Origin of the sequence: Streptomyces sp. NPDC100445 (assembly GCF_044759735.1) — a bacterium.
GTDB lineage: Bacteria > Actinomycetota > Actinomycetes > Streptomycetales > Streptomycetaceae > Streptomyces.
Genome location: NZ_JBIVZV010000014.1, coordinates 68,291 through 81,578 on the forward strand (window position 1 = coordinate 68,291; position 13,288 = coordinate 81,578).

Sequence of the window (13,288 nt, forward strand, 5' to 3'; positions counted from 1 at the left end):
CCCGGGCCGGCGCCTCAGGACGCCCGGTGCCGGGCCGCGTTCGCCGCGATCGCGTCCCGCAGATAACCGGCCAGACCGGGCCGGATGTCCTCGTACGTGGCGGTGAAGCGCTCGTCGGAGACGTACATCTCGCCGAGGCACGCGTGCAGGGCGTGCCCGCAGTCGTAGTAGGCGCGCGTGATGAACCGGCGGTGTTCCTCGGCGACGTCCATGGCCGCCGCCGAGTCCGCGGGCGTGCCGTCCGCGAGCAGGGCCGCCATGCGGTGGTGAAGGGCGTCCATCTCCCCGGTGATCCGCTTCCAGTCCTCCTTGGTGTACGAGGCGGTCCGGCGCCGTGACTGCCGGTAGGCCTCGGTGTCGCCCCAGCGTTCCTCCACCTCGTCGGCGTACCGGTCCGGGTCGAAGTCCCCGAAGACCTCGAACCTCTCCTCGGGTGTCAGGCCGATTCCCATGCTGCGTGCCTCCATGGCGTGTTCCACGGCCGCGGCCATCTTCTTCAGCTTCTCGATCCGGGCGGTCAGCAGCTCGTGCTGGCGGCGCAGGTGCGCGCGGGGGTCCGGGTCCGGGTCGTCGAGCAGGGCCGCGACCTCGTCGAGCGGGAAACCCAGCTCCCGGTAGAACAGGATCTGCTGGAGCCGGTCCAGGTCGGTGTCGTCGTAGCGCCGGTGGCCGGCGTGCGTCCGGTCCCCGGGCACGAGCAGCCCGATCTCGTCGTAGTGGTGCAGGGTGCGCACCGTGACCCCGGCGAACCCCGCGACCTGTCCCACGGAGTAGCTCACTTTCCGCTCCTTGTCGTCGGTACGCCTCCACGTAAAGGCATCACGCCGCGTGAGGTGCAAGCCCGCGCGGTTCGGAGTGTTGGGCCCTGTTTGTCCGCTTATGGTGAGCCCGTGGCCCAGGAGACGACGCAGCAGGCGCCCACGAGCGCCCACACGGCCCCGGCACGGGCCCTGCTGCCGTTCATCCTGCCCGCCGTCAGCGTGGGCGTGGCCGCGAGCCTGATCCTCCTCGGCGTGGACACGGTGGCGGAGAAGCTCCAGCACGTGCTGTGGGGACCGCTGCCGGACGCGCTCGGTGTGGGCCGCTACTCGGTGCTGTGGATGTTCGCCATGCTGGTGGCGACCGGCATCGCCGTCGGGCTGGTGGTCCTGCTGGTGCCCGGGCACGCCGGACCCGACCCGGCCACCCTCGGCCTCGACGCCCCGGTCCTGCGGCCGGGAGTGCTGCCCGGGCTTTTGCTGGCGACCGCGCTGATGCTGGCCGGCGGCCCCAGCCTCGGCCCGGAGAACCCGATCATCGCCGTGAACGTGGGCCTCGCGGCCTGGCTCGGCGGGCGTCTGCTGCCCCGGGCGCCGGGGGCCCTGTGGCCGGTACTGGCGGAGTCGGCGACGATCGGCGCGCTGTTCGGGACGCCCGTGGCGGCGGCCCTGGTGATCTCGGAGGCGCTGGCGGGACGGCCGATGCGGGGGCGGCTGTGGGACAACCTGTTCGCGCCGCTCACGGCCGGCGCGTGCGGGGCCATGACGACCACCCTGGTGGCGCACCCGACCTTCGACCTCGGCCTGCCGCCCCTCGGCCGGCCGCACGTCGGCGACCTGCTGGCGGCCCTCGTGATCGCCCCCGCGTCCGCGCTGCTCGGCATGACCGCCGTGTACGCCTTCCCGTACGTCCACGCGGCCTTCCGCCGGCTGCGGCACCCGCTGCTGATGCTCCCGGCGGGCGGGGTGGTGCTCGGGGCCCTCGCGGCCGTCGGCGGCCATCTGACGCTGTTCAAGGGGCTGTCGGAGATCGCGCAGCTGGCCCATGACCCCGAGGGCTGGTCGGCCGGGCAGTTCGCCACCATGACCGTCGTCAAGCTGGCCGCGCTGCTGGTGGCCGCGTCCTGCGGTTTCCGCGGCGGACGCATCTTCCCCGCGGTGTTCGTGGGCACCGCGCTCGGCCTGTGCGCCCACGCGCTGGTTCCGGCCGTGAATCCCTCGCTCGGCGTGGCCACCGGTGTCCTGGGCATCCTCCTGGCGATCACCCGGCAGGGCTGGGTGAGCCTGTTCACCGCCGCCGTCCTGGTCGCCTCGCCGACGCTCATCGCGCTGCTGACCATCGCCTCGCTGCCGGCCTGGCTGCTGGTGACGGGCCGCCCGCAGATGCAGCTGCGCGAGGACGGCACCCCGGTCCGCTGACCCACCCTCTCCCATCCTCCGGAGGCACCCATGGCTCTGCACAAAGGTCCCGCGAAGCACGAGGAACGGTCGATGTCGGTCAACCCGTTCTTCGGGGAGGCCGACCCGGTCGGCGGCATGACCGAGGCCCCGCCCACGCACCGGCTCCCCGACGCCCCACTGCCGCCGACGACGGCGTACCAGCTGGTCCACGACGAGCTGATGCTGGACGGCAACTCCCGCCTGAACCTGGCGACCTTCGTCACCACCTGGATGGAACCGCAGGCCGGGGTGCTGATGGCGGAGTGCCGGGACAAGAACATGATCGACAAGGACGAGTACCCGCGCACGGCCGAGCTGGAGCGGCGCTGCGTGGCGATGCTCGCCGACCTGTGGCACGCGCCGGACCCGGCCACCGTGGTGGGCTGCTCGACGACCGGTTCGAGCGAGGCGTGCATGCTCGCCGGGATGGCGCTGAAGCGGCGCTGGGCGAAGCGGAACGCCGACCGGTACCCGGGCGCGCGGCCCAACCTGGTGATGGGCGTCAACGTGCAGGTGTGCTGGGACAAGTTCTGCGCCTTCTGGGAGGTGGAGGCCCGGCAGGTGCCCATGGAGGGCGACCGGTTCCACCTGGACCCGCAGGCCGCCGCCGAGCTGTGCGACGAGAACACCATCGGGGTGGTCGCCGTCCTCGGCTCGACCTTCGACGGCTCCTACGAGCCCGTCGCCGAGCTGTGCGCCGCCCTGGACGCCCTCCAGGAGCGCACCGGGCTGGACGTGCCGGTGCACGTCGACGGCGCCTCGGGCGCCATGGTGGCACCCTTCCTGGACGAGGACCTGGTGTGGGACTTCCGCCTGCCGCGCGTGGCCTCGATCAACACCTCGGGCCACAAGTACGGGCTGGTGTACCCCGGGGTCGGCTGGGCGCTGTGGCGGGACAAGGAGGCGTTGCCCGAGGAGCTGGTCTTCCGGGTGAACTACCTGGGCGGCGAGATGCCCACCTTCGCGCTGAACTTCTCCCGGCCCGGCGCCCAGGTGGCCGCGCAGTACTACACGTTCCTGCGGCTGGGCCGCGAGGGCTACCGGGCGGTGCAGCAGTCGACGCGCGACGTGGCGCTCTCGCTGGCCGGGCGGATCGAGGCGCTGGGCGACTTCCGGCTGCTCACGCGCGGGGACGAGCTGCCGGTGTTCGCGTTCACCACGGCCGACGGCGTGACGGCGTACGACGTCTTCGACATCTCCCGGCGGTTGCGCGAGGGCGGCTGGCTGGTGCCGGCGTACACCTTCCCGGCCAACCGGGAGGACCTGTCCGTGCTGCGCGTCGTGTGCCGCAACGGCTTCTCCCACGACCTGGCCGACCTGTTCGTCGCCGACCTGACCCGTCTGCTGCCGGAGCTGCGCGGGCAGCAGGGCCCCGCCACCCGCGACAAGGGCGCGGCCACCGGGTTCCACCACTAGCTAGGACCCTCGGGGTCAGCGGTCGTCCTCCGGGTGCCGCTCCCCCGTGGCGTACGGGTTCTCCCGGCCCTCGGGCAGCACGCCGACGAAGGGTTCGCCCTCGCCCGCGAAGGTGTACGCGCCCGCCTCCAGGCGGGCGATCAGCCCCTGGGTCCAGGCCACGTCGGAGTCGGCGGTGTGGACCCAGAGGTCCATGATCTCCCCGATGTGGCCGAGCCCGCCGGGACCGTCCGGCGGGAGGTAGTGCCCGGTGACCGACGCCCGCCACGCCCCGATCCGGCGGACGCGCTCCCTGAGCAGCTCCAGCGCCTCGGCGCGGTCCAGCTCGACCAGGAAGCCGATGGCGGCGGACCGGACGTCCGGCTTCTGGTCGTAGGAGACCAGGGACTCTCGCAGCAGCCGGAAGAACTCGTCCTCGCCCCGGTCCGTGACCTCGTACTCCGTGCGCGGCGGCCCCCCCGCCGTGGACGGCGCGACCTCGTGCGCGCGCAGCAGCGACTGCCTGGCCATCTGCTTCAGGGCGTGGTAGATCGAGCCGGGCTTGGCGTGGGACCACTCGTGCGCGCCCCAGTACTCCAGGTCGTTGCGGACCTGGTAGCCGTGGGCCCGCCCGTGCTGGCGGACGGCGCCCAGCACGAGGAGACGGATCGCTGACATGCGGTCCAGGTTATGACCGTACGGCGGCCCGCCCGTCCGCGGGCCGCCCCCGCCTCAGGCCCGCGCCAGCGCCACCAGCTCGAAGGCGGTCCTGCCGTCCAGCGACTCGCGGATGATGTCGGCGTGGCCGGCGTGCCGGGCGGTCTCCCGGATCAGGTGCAGGCACAGCCAGCGCAGGGAGACGCGGCCCTCGGGCGGGAACCAGGGGTCGGGCGGCAGCGGGAAGGTGTCGTCCAGGCTCGGCGCCGCGCGGATGAACTCCTCCGTGCCGGCGGCGACCCGCTCCCAGTACGCGAGCTGCGAGGCGACCGTCTCTCCCTCGGCCGGCTGGAAGGACTCGTGGAAGTTCGAGGCGTCGCGCGGTACCGCGGGCGGCTCCTGCCGGGCCCGGGCGATCCAGCTCTGCTCGACCTCGGCGACGTGCTTGAGCAGGCCGCCGAGGGACAGCTCACTGGCGCTGGGGCGGGAGCGGGCCTGCTCCTCGGTCAGTCCCAGCAGGGCCCGGCGGATGCCGCCGCGCTGTTCCTCCAGGAACGCGAGCAGTGCCCCGCGCTCGTCGCCCCTCGTCTCCGTCGCCACGTGCGTGACCATGACCGGCCGCCTCTCATCGGGTCCTCGTGCTGACACCGATGACGCTAGGGCCCCTTGCGGTCAGCCACTGTCCGCAAGGGTCCGCCGCTCGGGTCCGGCGGTCTAGAACGGGAAGCCGCTGCGCCCGTGCTGCACCGAGATCCACTTGACCGTGGTGAACGCCTCCAGCGTCGTCTCGCCGTTGAGGCGGCCGATGCCGGAGTGCTTCTCGCCGCCGAAGGGCACGAGCGGCTCGTCGTGGACGGTGCCGTCGTTCACGTGGAACATGCCGGTGTCGATCCGCTTGGCGAAGGCCACGCCCCGCTCGATGTCACCCGTGTGCACGGCGCCGCTGAGGCCGTACGGGGTGTCGTTGACGATGCGCACGGCCTCCTCCTCGCCGTCGAAGGGGATGAGGAAGACGACCGGGCCGAAGACCTCCTGCTGGAGCAGGGCGGAGTCGGCGGGGATGCCGGTGAGCACGCTGGGTCCGACCAGGTTGCCGGTGGTGGTGCCGTGCACCAGGGCGGTGGCGCCCTCGGCGAGCGCCTGCTCGACGGTGCCCGCGAGGGCGCCCGCCTGCGCGGAGTTGATCACCGGGCCGATGACGGTCCGCGGGTCGCGCGGGTCACCGACCTTCAGCGTCCCGACCTTGGCGACGAACTTCTCGGTGAACTCGTCGGCGACGGCCCGGTCCACCAGGACCCGGTTGGCGGCCATGCAGACCTGGCCCTGGTGCACGAAGCGGCTGAAGACCGCCGCGTCCACCGCGTAGTCGAGGTCGGCGTCGTCCAGCACCACCAGCGCGCTGTTGCCGCCCAGTTCGAGGACGGAGCGCTTGAAGTTCGCGGCGCAGACGGTGGCGACGTGCCGGCCGACCTTGTCCGAGCCGGTGAAGGAGATCACCTTCGGGACCGGGTGCTCGATGAACGCGTCACCGATCTCGGCGATGTCGGTGACGACGACGTTGAGGAGGCCGCCGGGCAGCCCGGCCTCCTCGAAGATCTTCGCGATGAGGGTGCCGCCGGCGATCGGGGTGTTCTGGTGCGGCTTGAGCACCACGGCGTTGCCGAGCGCGAGGGCCGGGGCGACCGACTTCAGCGACAACAGGAAGGGGAAGTTGAACGGGCTGATCACACCGACGACCCCGACCGGCACCCGGTAGACGCGGTTCTCCTTGCCGTCGGTCGGCGAGGGCAGGATCCTGCCCTCGGGGCGCAGCGCGAGGTGCACCGACTCGCGCAGGAACTCCTTGGCGAGGTGCAGTTCGAAACCGGCCTTCACGCGCGTGCCGCCGAGCTCGGCGATGATCAGGTCGGCTATCTCCTGCTCGCGGTCCTCGATCAGCCTCAGCGCCCGCTCGAACACCGAGCGCCGGGTGTAGGGGTTGGTGGCGGCCCATTCCTTCTGGGCGCGGGCGGCGGCCCGGTAGGCCTCGTCCACCTCGTCGACCGTGGCGACCGTGATCGAGGCCAGCTTCTCGTCGTCGTAGGGGTTGAAGTCGATGACGTCCCAGGATCCGGTACCCGGGCGCCACTCGCCGCCGATGTACTGCTGGGCCAGGTCGGTGAAGTAGGACGACATGTGATCCCTCAATCGCTAGCGGACACCAGATTCACGCCACGTCTGATAGCACGTCATCGTACTTGTGACGGAGGGGAGTTGGGCCGCGTCAGGAGAGCTGGAGGAGGCCGCGGAGCAGGTCCCGGCTCTCGTCCGGGCCGGGGCTGTCCTGCTGTAGCTCCTTCAGCGCCTGCTCGTACTGGGCGACGTCCTCGCGCTTGTCCAGGTAGAGCGCGCTGGTCAGCTGCTCGACGTAGACCACGTCGGAGAGGTCGGCGTCGGGGAAGCTGAGGATGGTGAAGGCGCCGCTCTCGCCCGAGTGGCCGCCGAAGCCGAACGGCATGACCTGGAGCCGCACGTTGGGGCGCGCGGAGATGTCGATCAGGTGCTGGAGCTGGCCGCGCATCACCTCGCGGTCGCCGTAGGGACGGCGCAGGGCGGCCTCGTCCAGGACGATGTGGAACTCCGGGCCTGCGTCCGACAGCAGGTACTTCTGCCGTTCCAGGCGCAGCGCGACCCGCCGCTCCACGTCGGCGGCGCTCGCGCCCTTCATGCCGCGCCGGACCACCGCGCGGGCGTACTCCTCGGTCTGGAGCAGGCCGTGCACGAACTGGACCTCGTAGACGCGGATCAGGGAGGCGGCGCCCTCCAAGCCCACGTAGGTGGGGAACCAGGTCGGCAGGACGTCGGTGTAACTGTGCCACCAGCCGGCCACGTTGGCCTCCCGGGCGAGGGAGAGCAGAGACTCCCGCTCGGAGTCGTCCGTGATGCCGTAGAGCGTCAGCAGGTCCTCCACGTCCCTGGTCTTGAAGCTCACCCGGCCCAGTTCCATCCGGCTGATCTTCGACTCGGAGGCGCGGATCGAGTATCCCGCCGCCTCGCGCGTGATGCCGCGCGCTTCCCGCAGTCGCCTGAGTTGCGAGCCGAGCAGCATCCGCCGCACCACCGATCCGGGCTCTCCCGCGCTCACGTTCGCCAGCCTCCCCAACCGTCTCCAGGGGCCGAAGTCTGCCACTAAAACACTTCGAGCAGTACTCGTCCGGTTACGGAAACGGAAAGACCTCGGCCGCCGTGGCGGGGTCCCGCGGGGCAGAGGTCGGGACCTCTGGCGGAAACCGTGGGGAACCGTCGGGTAGATGGCAGAAAAAATGGCCAAGAAGTGGTACGGGCAGCCTCATTTCGGTCACGTGCACGTGCATCTGCCCTTGCATCTGCTCTACGCATCCGAAACCATGGGTGCCGCGCCACCGCTGCATCGCAACGACCGCGAACAACCGGGAGTGCCTCGCATGGGGACGAATGGATCGACCATGCTCAAGCCGTTACGGCAGGGCCTTCCGCCGTTGGATCCCGCGGCCGTGTCCGATGCGGCCTCCTGCGCTCTGCCCGCCCGGTACGAGGCGGTGCGCGAGGCCCGGCGCTTCACCCGCGACACGCTCGACCAGTGGGACGTCGGCGACCGCTTCGACGACATCTGCCTCGTCGTCTCCGAACTCGTCACCAACGCCCTGCGCCACGCGATGCCGTCCGACCAGCGCCGTGGGGACACGTGCGGGCCGACCGTGCGGCTGCACCTGCTGCGCTGGACCGAGCGGCTGGTGTGCGCGGTGCGCGACCCCAGCCACGACACGCCGGTGCCACGCGACTCGGAGGACTTCTCCGCCGAGTCGGGCCGCGGGCTGTTCCTGGTCGACTCCTTCGCCGACAGCTGGGGCTGGCACCCGCTCGCGGGCACCCTCGACGGCAAGGTGGTCTGGGCGATGTTCCGGCTGAAGTCGGCCGCCTGAGCCGGTACGGCATCGACGGACGCCCGCGTTCTACGCGCGTCAGCGCACCGAGTGGGCGCGGCCGCGCGTCCGACATCGTTGCCAGCGGGCCGTACCGCGGTGTTCCGGGGTCAACTGCCCACCAGGTGATCGAACTCGCCGTCCTTGACGCCGAGGAGCATCGCCTCGATCTCCGCGCGCGTGTAGACGAGCGCCGGCCCGTCCGGGAAACGCGAATTGCGGACGGCGACCTCGCCGCCCGGGAGTCTCGCGAACTCCACGCAGGAGCCCTGCGAATTACTGTGCCTGCTCTTCTGCCAGGCCACTCCGTCCAGCTGCGTGGCAGCCATGCCGTTGTACACGTCGTACCCCCCGTACACGTTGTCAACGTCGCGGTCCACAGGTCGCTCCCCGGTGGTGCACTGGCTGATGTGGCCATAGATGCTGTGGTCAACTGACCCGGATCATAACTCTGTTCACGTGCAAACGCATGAGCAGATGCACGTGCACGGGGAGTGGTCCCGCGATTACGGCCTTGACGCCCGCTTTACCGTGCCGGACCGTCCGGACCGAACCCCCGTGCACCAGGAAGAGACGCGTAGCGAGCCCTTACTGTTCCAGGGCTCGGGTGCGGTTCCGGCGGCGGGGTGCCGCCGGAACCCCGCGGTCGCGGAGGGGCGCGCGAACGGAGCCCGCCGCGAGGGGCCATGATGCAGAGGCACCGTCACCACCACGTGGACAGGGACCTGCTCATGCGCGTCATTCCGCTCACCGTCACCGCCCTCACCGCCGCCCTCCTGCTGACCGCCTGCGACGGCGGCGGGAGCGACAGCGGGAGCGGAGCCGGCTCGGCCTGCACGATCGGGGGCGTCTCCCTCCAGGTCGGCTCGGCGAGCGTGGCCCCGGCGGCGGGCGACAGCGGCGAGATCCCCGTCAGCATCACCAACCACAGCGCCCCCTGCACCCTGGACCACTTCCCGGGGGTGGTGCTGACGTCCGGCACCACGCGGGCGACCGTGCCCGCGCTCCAGGGCGCGAAGGCGCAGAAGCTGAAGCTCGCCAAGGGCGACGCCGCGACCTTCTCGATCAGTTACGTGCGCGGCAAGGAGGGCGACAAGAACACCCTGGCGGCCAGGACGGTCCGGGTCGGCCTGCCCGGTTCCGGCACCACCCGCACCTTCCCGTGGTCGTACGGCCCCGTCGCCGGCCGGGGCAGCGGCGGCGGCCCGGACGCCTCCGTGAGCGCCTTCCAGCAGGTCGGCGACTGACGGGTCAGCCGAGCCGGTGGCGGGATCTCACCTGCGCCCGGTCGGCCGCGCGGGCACCCTCGGTCCAGCCCGCGGCGTCGCTCACCCCGCGCAGCCGGGTGGTCGTGGTCTCGGGGAACATGTGCTCCAGGCGGCCGGTGACGGCCGCCTCGCGGGTGGCCAGCACCGGCAGCAGGTCCCGGGTGACCTGGGTCTCGGCGGCGGCCGCGAGCCGATCACCGACGCGGTGCGCGTAGGCGGCCAGGAACGACTGCCGGAAGGTCTTGGTCCGCTTGCGGCCGCCGGCCCGCTGCGCCGCCTCGGCCTCGGTCATGGCGTGGGTGGCCTGCACCAGCAGCGAGGTGTGGAGCAGCTCGACCGCCTCCAGGTCCGCCTCGAAGCCGACGACCGTGGCGAACCCGAGCGGTTCGTTCCACACCGCGCGGCAGTGGTTGGCGGTGGCCACCGCGTCCAGCAGGACCGCCTTGGCCTGCTCGTACGGCGGGTCGACGCCGATGCGGCAGGCGCCGGGCGCGTCCGGCGCGGGCGCGCCGGCGGCGAGCAGCGCCTCGTCGACGCTGTGCCGGGCCATCAGCTCCTGCGCCTTGGCGCTGAGCGCCTCGGCCTCCTCCGGGTAGCCGGTCGCCTCGGCCTTGGCGAGCAGCGCGCGGATGCGGCTCAGCATGCGGGAGGCGCCCGGACCGTGGGCGCGGCGGGACTCGTCCTCCAGGGGCTCCAGCGGGGGCAGGCGCAGCAGCAGGCGGTACAGCTCCAGGACGGCGGTGGCCCGCGAGAACCGGTCGCCGCCGGGTGCGCTCCCCTCGGGCAGGGCCGCCAGCTGGGCGGCCCAGCGGCGTCCGCGCGGCCGGTCCCGCCCCGCCTGGGCCCGGATCAGCGCGGCGGCCAGGCCCACGTGCACGCCGTCCAGTTCGCGCCGCACCATGCGTTCGACGTCGGCGGGCTGCCAGCCGCGCCGCCAGGCCGCCGCCACGAACTCCTCGCCGCGCGCGGCGAGTTCGGCGTCCGCGCCGGGATCGGCGGCGAGCAGGGAGGCCGCCGTGTCGAGTCCGGTGTCGGTGTCGTCGTGGAGGGCGGCGCGGAAGGCGCGTTCGACGGTGCTGGCAGTGCTGGTCACACCGTCGATCGTGCCACGCGGCACCGACAGCCCGACCCGGCCGTCCACATCCTGTGGACAACTTTCGCCGCCACCGGCCTCGCTCTCTTGTCAACCTGTCGTTGACACTCCTCTACTGACAACCTACGGTTGACAGCATGGCGACCAACCAGCGCATCAAGGCATCCGTGCGCCTCGACGACCTCATCGAGGCCATCAAGAAGGTCCACACCGAACCGCTCGACCAGCTCCAGGACGCGATGATCGCCGCCGATCACCTCGGCGACGTGGCGGACCACCTGATCGGACACTTCGTCGACCAGGCCCGCCGCTCCGGGGCGTCCTGGACCGACATCGGCCAGAGCATGGGGGTGACCCGGCAGGCGGCACAGAAGCGGTTCGTGTCGAAGGAGTCCGCCACCCTCGACCTCAGCCAGGGCTTCAGCCGCTACAGCCCCCGCGCGCGCAGCGTGGTCGTGGCCGCGCACAGCGAGGCGGTGGCCGCACGCACCCCCGAGGGCCGTCCCGAACACCTGGTCCTCGGACTGCTGGCCGAGCCCGAGGGCCTGGCCGCGAAGGCGATCACCGCACAGGGCGTCCCCCTGGACGCCGTGCGCGGGGCCGCGACCGCCGCCCTGCCGCCCGCCGCGGACGACGTACCCGACCTGATCCCCTACGGCCCCGAGGCCAAGAAGGTCCTGGAGCTCACCTTCCGCGAGGCACTGCGCCTCGGCCACGACCACATCGGCACCGAGCACGTCCTGCTGGCACTGCTGGAGCACGAGAACGGCCGGGGCGTCCTGAGCGGCCTCGGCGTCACCAAGGCGGGGACCGAGCAGTACGTCGCCGAGGTGCTGGCCCCGCTGCTGGAGCAGAGCCGGCGGGAAGGCCGGGACGGCCGGGAGGAAGGCCAGGAGGAGGGCCGGGAGGGGGAGGACCGGGAGGAGGGGAGGTAGCCGGTGGGCGGGCGGCCCGCAGGAGGGACTCGCTTCGAGTCCAGCCGCAGGTCGGGGCCGTTGTCAGACCCCCCTGCCAGACTCGTTCCATGACCGACCGGTGGGCGCTCGCACCGGCCGAGGACGGTGGCGTGGACGTCGCCCCCCTCGGCCCGGACGGGCTGCCCGCCGGGCCGGTGCGGCGCGAGAGTGATCTCGCCGGGGCGGTGCGGAGCCGCCCGGAGGTGACGCGATGGGTGTGGCGGTCGACCGCCGAGGTCTACCCGCGTCTGCTCGCCACGGGGGTGCGAGTAGAGCGGTGCTACGACGTCGAGGACGCCGAGACACTCCTGCTGGGCCACGAGGGCCGGTCGGGCGAGCCACGCTCGGCCGCCGCCGCCCTGGCCCGCCTCCGCGGCGGCCCCGTACCGCCCGACCCGCCGCAGCGCGCGGCCGTGCCGGGCGCCCAGTCCCCCCTGTTCGAGCCGGCCGGCACCCGCCTGCCCCTGCCGGACCTGCTCGCCGTCCACGCCGAGCAGTTGCGGCGTCACGCCCTGACCACCCACCCCGACCGGATGCTGCTGCTGACCGCCGCGGAGTCCGCCGGGATGCTGGTGGCCGCCGAGATGAACCACGCGGGCCTGCCCTGGAGCGCCGACGTCCACCGCGAACTGCTGCATTCCCTGCTCGGCGAGCGGTATGCGGGCGGCGGCCAGCCGCGCCGCCTCGCCGAACTGGCCGACCAGGTGTCCGCCGCCTTCGGCCGCCGGGTGCGGCCCGACCTGCCCGCCGACGTGGTCAAGGCCTTCGCGCAGGCCGGGATCAAGGTGAGATCCACCCGCCGCTGGGAGATCCGCTCCGTCGACCACCCGGCCGTCGAGCCGCTGCTGGAGTACAAGAAGCTCTACCGCATCTGGGTGGCCCACGGCTGGTCATGGCTCCAGGACTGGGTGCGCGACGGCCGCTTCCGTCCCGAGTTCCTGGCCGGCGGCACGGTCACCGGACGCTGGGTGACCAATGGCGGGGGCGCCCTCCAGATCCCCAAGGTGATCCGCCGCGCCGTGGTCGCCGACCCGGGTTGGCGGCTGGTGGTGGCCGACGCCGACCAGATGGAGCCGCGCGTACTGGCCGCGATCTCCCGCGACCCCGGCCTGATGGAGGTGGCCGCCCGCCCGAGCGACCTCTACCAGGCCGTCTCCGAGCGCGCCTTCTCCGGCGACCGCGACCAGGCCAAGCTCGCCGTCCTCGGCGCGGTCTACGGCCAGACCGCGGGCGACGGACTGAAGAACCTCGCCGCGCTGCGCCGCCGCTTCCCGCGGGCCGTCGCCTACGTCGACGAGGCCGCCCGTGCGGGCGAGGAGGGCCGGCTGGTGCGCACCTGGCTGGGCCGCACCTGTCCGCCGGCCGCCGGCGCGGGCGAGGACGCGGCGGAGGAGGCGGGCATCCCGCCGGCCGGGGTGGAGGACACCGGGGCGCGACCGGACGGCCGTACCGGCTGGGCTCCCGGTCACGCCTCCGGCGACTCCCGCGCGCGGGGCCGCTTCGCCCGCAACTTCGTCGTCCAGGGCAGCGCCGCCGACTGGGCCCTGCTGCTCCTCGCCGCGCTGCGCCGCGCGTGCGTGCCGCTCCGGGCCGAGCTGGTCTTCTTCCAGCACGACGAGGTGATCGTGCACTGCCCCGCCGAGGAGGCCGAGACCGTCGTCCGGGCCATCCGTGACGCCGCCGACCTCGCCGGCCGGCTGACCTTCGGCGAGACACCGGTGCGGTTCCCGTTCACGACGGCCGTGGTGGAGTGCTATGCCGACGCCAAGTGAACGGGGCC

At 72.6% G+C, this 13,288-nt stretch carries 13 protein-coding genes; 6 read left to right on the forward strand and 7 right to left on the reverse strand.

Annotation, left to right across the window (positions count from 1 at the left end; all coding sequences use genetic code 11):
- Positions 1-14: 14 nt before the first annotated feature.
- Positions 15-779, reverse strand: a complete 765-nt coding sequence (locus ACIQVT_RS29145; RefSeq protein WP_403760467.1) for a MerR family transcriptional regulator — start codon at positions 777-779, stop codon at positions 15-17.
- Between the two features lie 111 nt (positions 780-890).
- Between ACIQVT_RS29145 and ACIQVT_RS29150 the strand changes: the two genes are divergently transcribed.
- Positions 891-2,177: an ion channel protein gene (locus ACIQVT_RS29150; RefSeq protein ID WP_403760470.1), complete on the forward strand. Its 1,287-nt coding sequence runs from the start codon at positions 891-893 to the stop codon at positions 2,175-2,177.
- 30 nt (positions 2,178-2,207) lie between these two features.
- The gene (locus ACIQVT_RS29155; RefSeq protein WP_403760473.1) at positions 2,208-3,614 is read left to right on the forward strand and encodes a glutamate decarboxylase; all 1,407 of its coding nucleotides are present in this window, start codon (positions 2,208-2,210) and stop codon (positions 3,612-3,614) included.
- A gap of 15 nt (positions 3,615-3,629) precedes the next feature.
- Here ACIQVT_RS29155 and ACIQVT_RS29160 read toward each other — a convergent pair whose 3' ends face one another.
- The 4 genes from ACIQVT_RS29160 to ACIQVT_RS29175 all read right to left on the reverse strand — a co-directional run bounded on the left by ACIQVT_RS29160 (position 3,630) and on the right by ACIQVT_RS29175 (position 7,338).
- Positions 3,630-4,271: a PadR family transcriptional regulator gene (locus ACIQVT_RS29160; protein WP_403760476.1), complete on the reverse strand. Its 642-nt coding sequence runs from the start codon at positions 4,269-4,271 to the stop codon at positions 3,630-3,632.
- 54 nt (positions 4,272-4,325) lie between these two features.
- A complete protein-coding gene (locus tag ACIQVT_RS29165; RefSeq protein WP_403760479.1) occupies positions 4,326-4,862 on the reverse strand; it encodes a DinB family protein in 537 nt (178 codons plus the stop codon).
- Between the two features lie 102 nt (positions 4,863-4,964).
- On the reverse strand, positions 4,965-6,425 hold the full coding sequence (locus ACIQVT_RS29170) for an aldehyde dehydrogenase family protein (protein WP_403760482.1): 1,461 nt from the start codon (positions 6,423-6,425) through the stop codon (positions 4,965-4,967).
- Between the two features lie 88 nt (positions 6,426-6,513).
- On the reverse strand, positions 6,514-7,338 hold the full coding sequence (locus tag ACIQVT_RS29175) for a helix-turn-helix domain-containing protein (RefSeq protein WP_403761040.1): 825 nt from the start codon (positions 7,336-7,338) through the stop codon (positions 6,514-6,516).
- Between the two features lie 355 nt (positions 7,339-7,693).
- Here ACIQVT_RS29175 and ACIQVT_RS29180 point away from each other — a divergent pair, with 355 nt between their 5' ends.
- Positions 7,694-8,191, forward strand: a complete 498-nt coding sequence (locus ACIQVT_RS29180; protein ID WP_403760486.1) for an ATP-binding protein — start codon at positions 7,694-7,696, stop codon at positions 8,189-8,191.
- A 110-nt stretch (positions 8,192-8,301) separates the two neighbouring features.
- Here ACIQVT_RS29180 and ACIQVT_RS29185 read toward each other — a convergent pair whose 3' ends face one another.
- Entirely contained in the window at positions 8,302-8,571 is a 270-nt protein-coding gene (locus tag ACIQVT_RS29185; RefSeq protein WP_205614162.1) for a DUF397 domain-containing protein, read from the reverse strand.
- Positions 8,572-8,922: 351 nt separating this feature from the next.
- Between ACIQVT_RS29185 and ACIQVT_RS29190 the strand changes: the two genes are divergently transcribed.
- Positions 8,923-9,438, forward strand: a complete 516-nt coding sequence (locus ACIQVT_RS29190; RefSeq protein ID WP_403760489.1) for a DUF4232 domain-containing protein — start codon at positions 8,923-8,925, stop codon at positions 9,436-9,438.
- A gap of 4 nt (positions 9,439-9,442) precedes the next feature.
- Here the strand turns inward: ACIQVT_RS29190 and ACIQVT_RS29195 are convergent, their stop codons facing one another.
- A complete protein-coding gene (locus ACIQVT_RS29195) occupies positions 9,443-10,552 on the reverse strand; it encodes a DUF2786 domain-containing protein (RefSeq protein ID WP_403760492.1) in 1,110 nt (369 codons plus the stop codon).
- Between the two features lie 137 nt (positions 10,553-10,689).
- Between ACIQVT_RS29195 and ACIQVT_RS29200 the strand changes: the two genes are divergently transcribed.
- Together ACIQVT_RS29200 and ACIQVT_RS29205 are read left to right on the forward strand one after the other, a co-directional pair.
- Complete coding sequence (locus tag ACIQVT_RS29200) at positions 10,690-11,487, forward strand: Clp protease N-terminal domain-containing protein (RefSeq protein WP_403760495.1); 798 nt, start codon at positions 10,690-10,692, stop codon at positions 11,485-11,487.
- 89 nt (positions 11,488-11,576) lie between these two features.
- Positions 11,577-13,280 (forward strand): bifunctional 3'-5' exonuclease/DNA polymerase, encoded by a 1,704-nt coding sequence (locus tag ACIQVT_RS29205; RefSeq protein ID WP_403760498.1) that lies wholly within the window; start codon positions 11,577-11,579, stop codon positions 13,278-13,280.
- Positions 13,281-13,288 lie beyond the last annotated feature (8 nt).

Excerpts from the sequence above, each read along its gene's own strand:
- ACIQVT_RS29165 (WP_403760479.1), bottom strand. The coding sequence starts at position 4,862 with ATGGTCACGCACGTGGCGACGGAGACGAGGGGCGACGAGCGCGGGGCA.
- ACIQVT_RS29175 (WP_403761040.1), bottom strand. The coding sequence starts at position 7,338 with ATGCTGCTCGGCTCGCAACTCAGGCGACTGCGGGAAGCGCGCGGCATC.
- ACIQVT_RS29155 (WP_403760473.1), top strand. The coding sequence starts at position 2,208 with ATGGCTCTGCACAAAGGTCCCGCGAAGCACGAGGAACGGTCGATGTCG.
- ACIQVT_RS29180 (WP_403760486.1), top strand. The coding sequence starts at position 7,694 with ATGGGGACGAATGGATCGACCATGCTCAAGCCGTTACGGCAGGGCCTT.
- ACIQVT_RS29200 (WP_403760495.1), top strand. The coding sequence starts at position 10,690 with ATGGCGACCAACCAGCGCATCAAGGCATCCGTGCGCCTCGACGACCTC.
- ACIQVT_RS29190 (WP_403760489.1), top strand. The coding sequence starts at position 8,923 with ATGCGCGTCATTCCGCTCACCGTCACCGCCCTCACCGCCGCCCTCCTG.
- ACIQVT_RS29170 (WP_403760482.1), bottom strand. The coding sequence starts at position 6,425 with ATGTCGTCCTACTTCACCGACCTGGCCCAGCAGTACATCGGCGGCGAG.
- ACIQVT_RS29205 (WP_403760498.1), top strand. The coding sequence starts at position 11,577 with ATGACCGACCGGTGGGCGCTCGCACCGGCCGAGGACGGTGGCGTGGAC.
- ACIQVT_RS29160 (WP_403760476.1), bottom strand. The coding sequence starts at position 4,271 with ATGTCAGCGATCCGTCTCCTCGTGCTGGGCGCCGTCCGCCAGCACGGG.